The organism is Nitritalea halalkaliphila LW7 (genome assembly GCF_000265075.1).
Lineage (GTDB): Bacteria > Bacteroidota > Bacteroidia > Cytophagales > Cyclobacteriaceae > Nitritalea > Nitritalea halalkaliphila.
On the sequence record NZ_AJYA01000013.1, the window covers coordinates 1 to 11,641 of the forward strand.

Sequence of the window (11,641 nt, forward strand, 5' to 3'; positions counted from 1 at the left end):
WTTCGTTTCAGTACTGACCGTGTAGATCTTCGTGCAGCCGTGCAGCTCGATACTGAGGCACAGTCCTTAGGGGAAATGCTAGAACAGGTTTCTGCACAGACGGGGCATAGCTTTCGCCAAATCCGCGAGCGCGTAATCGTGGTACCGGCACAGCATGTGAAAATGCAAGAGTTGGAAAAGGGGGAAGTGCGCGGCCGCGTGTTCGACGCTGTTTCCGGGGAGCCCTTAGTGGGGGTGACCATTCGAGTAGAAACTGTCTCGGGGACTGTGGGGACTGTCACAGATATCAATGGCAGCTACCGATTACAAAATATTCCTGAAGGGCCACAGCTTTTACTCTTTTCGTACATGGGCTATGCGACCACGGCTGAAGAAGTTTTAATTCGCAGAGATGCGGCAGAATCGCTTACTGTTCGCCTGAAAGCAGCTTTCGACGAGCTTCAGGAAATTACTATTGTGGGCTTCCGCAAGGGGCAGTCTCGTGCACTCAGCGTGCAAAAGGAGGCACTTAACATGAAAAATGTAGTGGCATATGAGCAGATGGAGCGCTTTCCAGATTTAAATGTAACAGAGGCGATCAAGCGGGTGCGGTGTGGTTACAGAACCTCAGCGTGGTGAAGCGCAGTCGGTAATGATTCGGGGGCTTAATTCTAGTTTTCATACCGTAACCTTAAATGGGCAGCGCGTGGCTTCTACTGGCGAAACGGATCGAGAAACGAATACAGCGATTATTCCGATCGGCATGATTAGCTCCATGGAGGTCGTCAAGTCTGTGACCGCGGACATGGATGCAGATGCTACCAGTGGGTCGATTAATTTATTGACTACTCGACCTGTAGGCGATAGTGTGCTCTTTAAAGCATCAGCTGCCACGGGCTATAACCACATGTCTGGTCGTCCGCAGTGGTTGTCATCTGCTACTTACAGTCAGCGTCTGGGCAAATGGGACTTTGTGCTCAGCGGTACGTTTCAGCAGGATAACAGAGCGACGGAGGATATCCGGCATGACTGGGGGGTTCAGGATTATGGTCAGGGACCACAGGATGTTTTGGCCGGACTACGGCCCTCATTTTATGAGACGGAGAGACGTCGAATCGGTATAGGAGGACAGGTAGATTATACCATTTCAGATCGCTCGAGCATGTATTTTCGAGCTGTTTACAACAATTACGACGAGTATGAGGTGAGAAACGATGCGCGCCTAGGCTTAAGTGCAGGGAATTTCGTCGCTCCGGGTCAGGTGGAGCGCGGGCGCTATGAAAAAGTGCTGCGTGAGTATAACCGCATTACGAACTTGATCAGTTTAAATGCGGGCGGTCAGCAAGATATCGGGAAAAGCACTTTGGATTACAATGTGGGCTACTCCTATGGTACATTTCAGGTGCCCCTGCGTGAGTATTATGCCTTCCGTCATGCTGGAAGACCGAATTTTAGTTATGACATTTCGAACAGACAGTTTGGGTCGGCTACAGTAAGTAACGAGGTGGATCTTTCTGATATGGAACAAATGAACTTACGCTATTATGAGCGCAGAAGGGATGAAGTGCGGGATACGGATTTGTTCGCGACGATAAACTTGAAGACGCCGTACTTGCTCGGATCCGGAAGAGGTTATTTTAAAGTGGGCGCTAAGGCTTGGCAAAAGGTGAAGCAGCGAGAGATGCTGGAGCAGCGCTGGACTTCATTTGATGGTCGCCTAACCATGGCCGATTTATATGCGCCCTTAGATCGGAATCTGATAGGGGGCCGTTATCCGATTAACGGACAGATCGACTGGGAACGGGGTAAAGCCTTCTTTAATGAAAATGAGGCGCGTTTTGGTTTGGATGAGAACCGAACACGTAGCTCATCAGACCCTAATAACTACCGCGCTGTGGAAAATATTTTTGCTGCCTATGTGATGACAGATTATACGGTAGGTAAGTTCAGCGCCAACTTTGGCCTACGGGCCGAACAGGTAGACAATGCCTACGTCGGAAATGAGGTTTTTTTCGATGCGGAAGGTAACTATGCACGGACGGAAGAGGTGCGGAATGATGCCATCAACTATTTTAATCTTTTTCCGATGATGAACCTGCGGTATGCGATTTCAAGAGATGCGAATATTCGCTTCGCTTACACGAATACGATCGCGCGCCCGATGTTTTCCGATTTAGTGCCTTACCGCGTGGTGAATGAAGATAATCAGGTGATTTTGACAGGGAACCCGGACCTGATGCCTTCCCGCGCACATAATGTGGACCTGATGTTCGAAAATTATTTTCAAAATGTGGGGGTGCTTTCGGTGGGCGCTTACTATAAAAAGCTAAACGATTTCATCTATAACGAGACGCTGTTTATTCAGGATGGTAGTGAGTTTGATGGCTATCAGCTCATCACTCCGCTTAATGGTGAAGAGGCCTTTGTTTACGGAATCGAGTTAGCTTGGCAGCAAAAGTTAGACTTCCTGCCCGGCTTCTTAAGTAATTTCGGGATTTACGCGAATTATACCTATAGCCGTTCCGAGGCTAAGATCATCGTGCCTAATGAGCGTCGTATTCCGCTTCCTCTTCAGACCCCACACGTGTATAATGTAGCGCTACAGTATGACAAGGGCGGGTTTTCTGCGCAGCTTTCTTATAACTGGCGGGATACCTGGCTGCATAGTGTAGGCGGCAGTACCAGTGCCCCTTCTATTCAGGAGCGCGGTGAGCTGTTTTTAGATCGGTATTTTGCCTCTATCGGGCAGCTGGACTTTACGGCTTCGCAGCGCATTAGTAAGCATTTTTCAAGTTTTATTAATTTGAATAATCTAACCAATTCCTCTCATGTCCATTATTTTGGCAGCCGGTGTATCCATACAGAGCCTCCTTTCACTCTTGGTGGGGGCATATAGGGCTACGGTATAATTTATAAAGTATTTCCGCTCATCAGGTAGTAACTTGGTGAGCGGAATTAATTTCTTTACTATGAATAAACGACGTACACATCTGCTAGCAGGTTTGCTTTCTTTCCTAGTGCTTTTCGGGCTGAGTGCATTTTTTTCGCCAGCGAAGAACTTGGAAATCCGACATGCGCGGGTGATTTGGGTGGAGCGGCCTGCCACGGAGGCCATTATTTCTTGGACCACACTCCATGCTCAGGGTAAGGAGGCCCGTGTGTTAGTGGATACGAAACCAGGGATTAGCGCGGAGCGTTTTGCGCTGGCGCAAAAGCCTCTTCGTCAGGGTGCCATCACGATGACGTCGGAAGATCGGGAGTTTGCGGATCTGCCTAGGGGCTTTTACCACCATGCTGAGCTGAAAGGCTTGCAGCCGGATACGCGCTATTATTTTCGGATTCAGGTGGACGGGCAGCTTTCGGAGGAGTATTATTTCCTGACCGCCTCGCAGGTCGATCGGCCGGTAGCGTTTATGTGGGGAGGAGATTCGCGCATGGGGGGAGATAAGCCGCGCTATGCAGGGCTGCGTCCACATGTGGATCGGCAGGCGATGAACCGTAGGATTCGGGCTTGATGGAGGATAATCCGGAGATTTTAGCTTTCGTACATGGGGCCGATTATGGTAGTACGGCTAACTGGATGCATCTGTACTGGTGGTTCGAAGACCAGGAGCTATGTAAAGGGAGTGATGGTCGGATTTTGCCTCTTATACTTTCTCGGGGTAATCATGACATGCAGGTGGGTTTCGAGGAAAATTTTTATATCGGAAGTCCTAGCTCGGGCAGCGGATCGGGGTACTATTTCGGTACGCAGTTTAGCGCACAGTTTCACCTGCTGACCATGAACACGGAGATATCCGTGGCGGGAGATCAGTACGACTGGTTGGAGGAGGCTTTGGCGCGGGAGCGCCCACGGCAGCGCTGGCTGGTGGCTAATTATCACCGTCCGGCCTATCCGGTGCATAAGGATGTGAATGCGGCGCCTTTTAAGCGGGTACGCGATAACTGGGTGCCTCTATTCGAGCGTCACAATATCGATTTAGCGCTCGAGTCGGATGGGCATACGCTGAAGCGCACCCTGCCGATTCGGAATAATAAGCCGGATGCTTCTGGCATCGTGTACATCGGCGAGGGGGGCTTAGGGGTTCCGCAGCGGGTTCCGGATACGAGCCGCTGGTTTATTCAGGAGCCAGGCTTCGCTACGAGTGCGCATAATGTGCATGTGCTACGTGCAGATGGTGATCGGCTTCAGATAACGGCGTTCGGCATGGAAGGTGATACACTCGATCACTACAGTCGCGTGCCGCGTACCCGATAAATGTATGGAGGCGTTCGTGCTTGGCTTGGCCTTTCGGAGTCTAAACGGCTACCGGTGGAGCTACTTTTTCGGGTAGCGCTGGCGCTGCAGTGTGTAGGGCTATACTTCTATTTCCGAGCGGGAAGCAGCTTGGAGGCTTACCTGTTTTTAGATCGCGGCTGGGAGCAGGCACAGAGTCGTCAGGTGGATGTGGTGCTCGCCTATTTGCACTTGGGGGTGGCTATATTTTGGCTGCTGCGTCCGACCGTGGTTTTGGCGGTCATTTTGGGGTGCTTGCAGGTGCTGGTTACGTATATGACCTGGTATCAGGGAGGGGCACATTTTACGGAATGGGCCTTTTTCACGCAGGCGATCCGGATGCTCAGTTATCCGGCCTTTGTGTTTTGGGTGTGGGGGTACCCCAAAGTATCCGCATGGGTGCTTCGGGTAGGCTTAGGGCTAACCTTTTTCTCACATGGCTTGGAGGCCTTGTACCAGCATCCACATTTTATCGATTATCTGATCGGAACAGCGCGGCAGTTTGGGTTTCGTTTACGTGAGGCGCAAGCTGTACAACTCTTGCGGATTATCGGAGTGGTAGACGTGCTGGTAGCGGTGTGGGTCCTGGTTCGACCCTGGAGAGGGGTACTGTTTTGGATGGCCTTCTGGGGGCTTTTGACCGCCTTTTCACGGCTTACAGAGCTGGGTTTAGCGCAGTATCCACAGGTGCTTTTACGCAGTTTAAATTTTCTAGGGCCTCTGTTGCTCTGGCTGCTGACTTTTCATTTCCGAAGTTCAGAAGGGGACGCGAAGCTGTCGGCGGGGGATTAAATTCGTGCTGAGACGGATTAGAGGATGTAGGGAGAGCTGCATAGGGATAAAAAAAACGAGGCTATTCAGCCTCGTTTTTAACATTTAGTTCTATTTCTTCTCCAGACTCATCTAAGAATCTGTACTCCGTCACTGGTAGGGAGGAATCTTGAATCAGTTTTACCCATTTGAAGTATTTCAAAAACCACTTCACACGTTTCGAAAGTATCCCTTTACTGAAATAAGCATGCAGATAAGGGTGTAATCCGATGGAGATATTGGAAGCGTTTTGGATAGTAGCGATATGTTCTAGGTCTTTCTCTAATCGGTCTGCCACCAGAATAGAGGCTTGGATTTTACCGGTGCCATTACAGGCAGGGCAAATTTCCTTGGTAACAATGTTCACTTCAGGACGGACGCGCTGTCTGGTGATTTGCATCAGTCCAAATTTTGTAAGTGGCAGAATGGTATGCTTGGATCGATCACCGCGCATTTCGTCTTTCATGGCATCGAAGATGGCCTTTTTATTATCGGCCTTTTTCATGTCGATAAAGTCGATGACGATAATGCCACCCATATCCCGTAGTCTGAGCTGTCTAGCGACTTCTTTTACTGCGACGAGGTTCGTCTTTAAGGCAGTAGTTTCTTGGTCGCTTTCTTGGTTAGACTTATTTCCGCTATTAACGTCGACTACATGCAGGGCTTCTGTATGTTCGATGATCAGGTAACCTCCTTGTGGGAGGCTGACTGTTTGCCCGAACAAGCTTTTAATCTGCTTTTCTATTCCAAAACTTTCAAAGAGCTTCGCTTTACCCGAGTAAAGCTTGACAATTTTTTCCTTCTCAGGGGCAATGGTCTTGATGTAAGACCGAATTTGATTGAATGTAGATTCTTCTTCTACGGTGATTGCATCGAAAGATTCATTTAGCAAGTCTCTTATAATCGAAGAGGCCATGCTCATCTCTCCCACGATTTTATCCCTATTTTTCGCTTTAGGAAGCTTTTCCATTCCCTTATCCCAGATATCCACGAGGTTTCTGAGGTCTTTATCCAATTCTGTAACAGACTGTCCATCTGCTACTGTGCGGATAATGACGCCGAAGTTACTCGGCTTTATGGAAGTGATAAGGCGAACGAGTCGCTTCCTTTCTTCCGCGCTACGTATCTTCTTAGAGACGTTTACGGTATTCGAAAAAGGCACTAAAACCAAATAGCGTCCCGCTATGGAGAGCTCACAAGAAAGTCGGGGCCCTTTCGTCGAGATGGGTTCTTTCACCACCTGAACGAGGATTTGTTGATTTCGTGAAAGGACATTGGAAATTTTCCCAAGCTTTTCGATATCCGGCTCCAGTTCGAATCCCTTCAGGCTCTGCGATTGTTTCGCATTAGCCCGAAGTTGTTTCGTATATTTATTTAAGCTATTTATCTGTGGACCGAGATCCTGATAGTGTAAAAAAGCATCTTTTTCATAGCCTACATCGATAAACGCTGCATTTAAGCCATTTACGATCTTTTTTACGGTGCCTAAATAAATATCGCCTACTTTAAACTTATTGCCTTCACCATCTGCATGCAGCTCGACGAGGCTTTTGTCTTTAAGTAGGGCGATTCGACTTTCTCCTTGAGATGAATCAATGACTAATTCACTGCTCAAAGTTCATCATGTTAAGTGTCTAAAAAAACTTAAACAAGAAGAAGTGTATTACTTCTTCTTGTGTCTGTTCTTTCTAAGTCTCTTCTTACGCTTGTGCGTAGCGATCTTATGTCTTTTTCTTTTTTTACCACAAGGCATATTCGTATGTGTTTAAAGGTTAATAATACATTTATAGTCTGTCTCGGTAACTTTGAATGCCAGATAGAATAACAGGATCATCTGTCATCTCACTTACACGATCAAACTGTTTTTTCGCTTTATTTTTTTTGGTTACTCTCGAAGTAACTGATCCCAAGATAAAACTGCCCTGTAAGTGTCTGGATAGTAGTTAGTTAATTCCTCGAAGCGCTCCGCGGCGCGTCGATACTGTCCAGACTGCATGGATAAGATTCCCATGTTATACAGGCGTCTTCGTTCATCGGATCCTCCTCTAATATTTCGCGTAGCATCGTAATGCCCTGCATCGGATTAGAAGAAGAAACATAGGTCATCGCCACCTTCGTTTTTAAATCTGTTCTTTTCGGCTGCTCTTCTAGTGCCATGCCTAAGAACTTACGGGTTTCAGTGGCCAAAGCCTGTACTTTCTGCTCGTTTAGCGCGAAGGTATAGGCTTCATAATAGGCTTCCCCTGCTGCTACGTGCTGCGGGAAGGCAGGAAATTTTTCTGCTGCTCCGCCTAATACATAGGCCGCGGAATCGAATTTTCCGTAGCGTGTGTACAGTACAGCGAGCGAATCAGCAAATGTAAGAAATCTTTCCTTATTTTCTTCTGTTTGTAGGCTAGCTTTTAGCTCATCCATGCGCTTTCGGGTGCTGGCGTCCATTTCGGCGCCGTGCATATCTGCTGGGGTACTAGCCGATTCAGAAGAAGCTGCCACCTGTTCAAAGTTCTCCTCACTTTCATTATCCACCACCACACGAGGGAGGGCATATAATATTCCGACAGTAACTACCGCCGCTGAAACGAGTCCGATGATTTGAATTTGTGGCTTTTTCATACGATTACTACACGTAAATTTTACTCAGTAGGTGCTAACTCCTCCTTGATTTTTTTGCTTCCCTTGATTTTCTCGATGAAAACCTTAGATGGCTTGAAGGCTGGCACATAGTGCTCGTCGATCACGATAGCAGTGTTCTTCGAAATATTACGGGCGATTTTTTTAGCTCTTTTCTTGTTGATAAAGCTTCCAAAACCTCTGACGTAAATATTCTCCCCTTCGGCCATGGAGTCCTTTACCACCTTGAAGAAAGCTTCGATGGTTTCTGTTACGTCATCTTTCTGGATTCCGGTTTTCTCCGAAATTTTGGCGATTACTTCTGCTTTAGTCACTGTTAAATGAATTTAAATTTTTCTTGAATAAGCTTAACAACCTATTAACCAACTAATTTTGGGACTGCAAAAATACACCAAGCATTTCAATTTAAAAACAAAATCCCTAAAATTAGATTCCATTTAAGGGAAAAAACCGACAAATTTAATTTCAAAAGATTTTGATTATCAGCAACTTTGCCTCTAAACTAATCCCTTGGTACACTCTTCATAAAAGAGATTTGCCATGGAGAAACACCCGATCCCCTTATTTCATTTGGCTTTCTGAGGTCATTTTACAACAAACCCGTGTGGCCCAAGGGCTTCCTTATTTCGAGAAATTCGTGGCTGCTTTTCCCGATGTCTTTGCGCTCGCCGCCGCCCCAGAAGACGAGGTGCTCCGACTCTGGCAGGGTTTAGGCTATTATAGTCGCGCCCGTAATTTGCACCGCTGTGCTCAAGAGGTGGTGGAGAAGCATCATGGCGAATTTCCCGCTACGGCTGCGGCACTGCGTCGCCTGCCCGGAATAGGCCCCTACACCGCGGCCGCTATCGCCTCCTTTGCCTTTGGCGAAGCCGCCCCCGTAGTAGACGGAAATGTGTACCGTGTACTCGCCCGGTACCTAGGAATTCAGGAGGACATCAGCCGGCCATCTACTTATAAGGTGTTCGAACAGGCGGCCAGGGAGCTGATGCAGGGGACAGATCCAGGCCTATTTAATCAGGCGATTATGGAGTTCGGTTCGCTACAGTGTAGCCCGAAAGACCCAGGGTGCATGCACTGTCCGCTACAGGCTGCCTGTTATGCGTTTCAGCATGGACAAGTGACGGCACTGCCTGTTAAATCAGGTAAGGTGAAGGTTCGGGAGCGCTTTTTCTATTATAGCTTTATTCGCTGTGCAGGGCAGGTGCTGCTGAGTAAAAGAGGGGCAGGGGACATCTGGGAGGGCCTGTATGAACTTCCGCTTCGGGAGATGGAGGAGCTCCCAGAGGAACCACTGCTGCCGGAGGGCTGGAATCTGCCTGTACAGCGGCTGGAGTTTCCAGAGGGTACAGTGAAGCATCTGCTTTCCCATCAGCGCCTTTTCGCCCGCTGTGTGGCGATCGAGCTGGAGGAGAAGTACTTAAATTCACTTCGGGAGTGGGCTGCACCAAAGTCTTATCTGCTTGTTTCTGAGTGCGATGTGCCTAAGTTCGGCAAGCCCGTCCTGGTGAGTAAGTTTTTAGAGCTGCTGAAATTTCCCTATCTTTAACACGTGGAAGGGGGCTGAGCTCCCGAGGGCAGGCATGCCGCTTATCGCAGAACTTATCTATATAGCATTATGGCAGGAGTAAATAAAGTTATTTTAGTTGGAAATTTAGGGCAAGATCCTGAAGTACGTCACCTTGAAGGGGATAAAGTGGTTGCCAACTGTAGTCTGGCGACATCTGAGAGTTACCGAGATCGAAATGGGCAGCGCATGGAAAGTACCGAGTGGCATGACTTGGAACTTTGGGATGGGCTGGCTCGAATCGCAGAGCAGTATTTGCGAAAAGGCAGTAAGATTTTTGTGGAGGGTAAGATCAAGACGGATTCTTGGACGGATCAGGAAGGAAATAATCGTAAAAAGACGAAGATTCGCGTGCTGAGCATGACGATGTTAGATGGTCGCCCTGAGGGCGGTGGTATGGGGGGAGGTGCCTCAGCACCGCAGCGAAGCAACCAACAGATACCCCCTAGCACTCCTCCCATGCAGCAGGCGGGCCCAAGTAATGCTGGCCCTAGTCCCGATTTTGATGGTGGAGACGATGACTTGCCTTTCTAAGCGGTCTGTTGGCGGGCAAGGTATTATAAGTTGTCGTCTAAGCATATAGCGATAAATAGCGCTCATGCGCATAGCTGGATGGATTCAAAAGAGAAAAACGCCAGCTATGCGCATATTTTTAGCGTGATTTCAGCTGTCTTCATGCCTATGTACTGAAATTAGTGTTAATTTTGTGGTGAAAATGTTTGTACCTCTATGGACGACCCCTATCCGAGTTGGCTTTTTTTAGATAGTATATCGACTTTACCCATCAGTTATCTTCTAGGTAACCTTTCTCTCTTTGTGCTTTTACTCATCGCTTCTGGGCTCGTGTCGGGTTCTGAGGTAGCCTTTTTTTCTTTGAGTTCAGATGACTTAGCTGAAGTTCGTGAGCAAGGGGATGGTAAGTCGGAAAAGATTATTTCGCTGCTGGGAGATCCGCAGCGTTTGCTGAGCACGATATTAATTCTGAATAATCTGATTAATATCGGGATGGTCACGCTAAGCACCTTTTTTCTTTGGGAGATTTTCGGGAGCACCACCTCTGGCTTAGTTATTATAGTGGCTCAAACGGTAGGAGTTACCTTCGCCATCGTTTTTTTCGGTGAGATCGTTCCGAAAGTGTATGCCACCCGGGCCAGAATCCCGTTTGCCCGAGTGATGGCTCCTTTTTTGGCGGCGAGTAGCTGGGTTTTAAAGCCCCTTTCGCTCTTTTTGATGTCCCTCGGCCGACTGATTCAGGGGCGGGTGGAGAAAAGAAGTGCGGCCATAACGCGTGAGGAGTTAAACCAAGCGCTAGAGATTACGACACAAGATACGACGGATAATGAAAAGGAAATCTTAAAAGGAATCGTCAACTTCGGGGCTTTAACGGTTAAGCAGGTGATGCGTTCTCGGATGGAAATTACTGCATTAGAGGACGATACCCCTTTTTCTGAGCTGCTGGAAATTATTCGAGAGAGTGGTTTTTCTAGGATTCCCGTATACCATGAGACCATCGATCAGATTTCAGGTATTTTGTATATTAAAGATTTACTTCCCCATTTACAGGAGGCTCCGGATTTTGAGTGGGTGAAGTTGCTGCGCAAAAGTTATTTTGTGCCAGAGAACAAGAAGGTGGATAGTCTTTTAAAGGATTTTCAGCAGAAACGGGTGCACATGGCGATCGTAGTTGATGAATATGGGGGTACTTCGGGTCTCGTGACTTTAGAAGACCTGATAGAGGAGATTATCGGGGAAATCAATGACGAATTCGATGAGGGCGAGGACTTTTTCTTTAAGGATTTAGGTAATGATACGTACGTGGTCGAAGGTAAGCTGTCTTTAAATGATTTTTGTAAAAAGTTAGGAGTCGATACTCAGGTCTTCGATGATGTAAAGGGAGAAAGTGAGTCTTTAGCAGGCCTATTGCTGGAGATGTATGGACATTTTCCTAAACCAGGTACTACTTTAGAGCATGCGTTTATGCAGTTCACGGTGGTGGGTCGAGATGATCGAAAGATTAACAAAATAAAGGTCAAAGTACTTCGGCCGGTCACTCCTCCGGACTTCGAGGATTAAGCGGATAGTCAGGGTATTTCAACTGTTATCCCTCTCTTTTTTTAGATTAAATAAAAATATTTTGACCTGCAGGTTTTTTCCCCAATGAATCTATGGGAAAAGAAGAAACCGCTGTCGATTTGTGAGGTGTTCCTAATATTTTTTTCGGCTTTGTGGTGTTTTTTTCTAGTCAAAGTGTTAATTTGGTATAAGTTTAAAAACAAGCCTATTTACCTGTTTTTTGTGTAGGGATGCGTGATTTCAGTTTAAAATTTATGTGTGTTTTCTGATTTTTTTGTGTCTGGTGGAAAAATTGGCTTGCTATTCCT

At 47.4% G+C, this 11,641-nt stretch carries 11 protein-coding genes; 8 read left to right on the forward strand and 3 right to left on the reverse strand.

Annotation, left to right across the window (positions count from 1 at the left end; genetic code table 11):
- From A3SI_RS04670 to A3SI_RS04685, 5 genes are all read left to right on the forward strand, one after another.
- Positions 1 to 618 (forward strand): carboxypeptidase-like regulatory domain-containing protein (locus A3SI_RS04670; RefSeq protein WP_009053925.1); only part of this gene is annotated, 618 nt, incomplete at its 5' end.
- Positions 593 to 2,875: a TonB-dependent receptor gene (locus A3SI_RS04675; protein ID WP_009053926.1), complete on the forward strand. Its 2,283-nt coding sequence runs from the start codon at positions 593 to 595 to the stop codon at positions 2,873 to 2,875. The genes A3SI_RS04670 and A3SI_RS04675, both read left to right, overlap by 26 nt.
- A gap of 73 nt (positions 2,876 to 2,948) precedes the next feature.
- Positions 2,949 to 3,494, forward strand: coding sequence for a fibronectin type III domain-containing protein (locus A3SI_RS17150; protein ID WP_156810167.1), 546 nt, complete (start codon positions 2,949 to 2,951; stop codon positions 3,492 to 3,494).
- A complete protein-coding gene (locus A3SI_RS04680; protein WP_009053930.1) occupies positions 3,494 to 4,237 on the forward strand; it encodes a metallophosphoesterase in 744 nt (247 codons plus the stop codon). Before A3SI_RS17150 ends, A3SI_RS04680 begins: the two co-directional genes overlap by 1 nt.
- Positions 4,238 to 5,047, forward strand: coding sequence for a hypothetical protein (locus tag A3SI_RS04685; protein WP_009053932.1), 810 nt, complete (start codon positions 4,238 to 4,240; stop codon positions 5,045 to 5,047).
- 61 nt (positions 5,048 to 5,108) lie between these two features.
- On the opposite strand, the gene A3SI_RS04690 is transcribed toward A3SI_RS04685, so the two are convergent.
- The 3 genes from A3SI_RS04690 to A3SI_RS04700 all read right to left on the reverse strand — a co-directional run bounded on the left by A3SI_RS04690 (position 5,109) and on the right by A3SI_RS04700 (position 8,010).
- Positions 5,109 to 6,680 (reverse strand): Rne/Rng family ribonuclease, encoded by a 1,572-nt coding sequence (locus A3SI_RS04690; RefSeq protein WP_009053934.1) that lies wholly within the window; start codon positions 6,678 to 6,680, stop codon positions 5,109 to 5,111.
- 332 nt (positions 6,681 to 7,012) lie between these two features.
- Positions 7,013 to 7,678 carry a hypothetical protein gene (locus A3SI_RS04695; RefSeq protein ID WP_009053935.1) on the reverse strand — a complete coding sequence of 222 codons (666 nt, stop codon included), beginning with the start codon at positions 7,676 to 7,678 and terminating at the stop codon, positions 7,013 to 7,015.
- A gap of 20 nt (positions 7,679 to 7,698) precedes the next feature.
- Positions 7,699 to 8,010 (reverse strand): HU family DNA-binding protein, encoded by a 312-nt coding sequence (locus A3SI_RS04700; protein WP_009053936.1) that lies wholly within the window; start codon positions 8,008 to 8,010, stop codon positions 7,699 to 7,701.
- 161 nt (positions 8,011 to 8,171) lie between these two features.
- Between A3SI_RS04700 and mutY the strand changes: the two genes are divergently transcribed.
- The 3 genes from mutY to gldE all read left to right on the forward strand — a co-directional run bounded on the left by mutY (position 8,172) and on the right by gldE (position 11,333).
- A complete protein-coding gene (gene mutY / locus A3SI_RS04705) occupies positions 8,172 to 9,242 on the forward strand; it encodes an A/G-specific adenine glycosylase (RefSeq protein ID WP_040670169.1) in 1,071 nt (356 codons plus the stop codon).
- A 69-nt stretch (positions 9,243 to 9,311) separates the two neighbouring features.
- Positions 9,312 to 9,794 (forward strand): single-stranded DNA-binding protein, encoded by a 483-nt coding sequence (locus A3SI_RS04710; protein ID WP_009053939.1) that lies wholly within the window; start codon positions 9,312 to 9,314, stop codon positions 9,792 to 9,794.
- Positions 9,795 to 9,989: 195 nt separating this feature from the next.
- Positions 9,990 to 11,333 (forward strand): gliding motility-associated protein GldE, encoded by a 1,344-nt coding sequence (gldE, locus tag A3SI_RS04715; protein ID WP_009053941.1) that lies wholly within the window; start codon positions 9,990 to 9,992, stop codon positions 11,331 to 11,333.
- Positions 11,334 to 11,641: the final 308 nt, after the last annotated feature.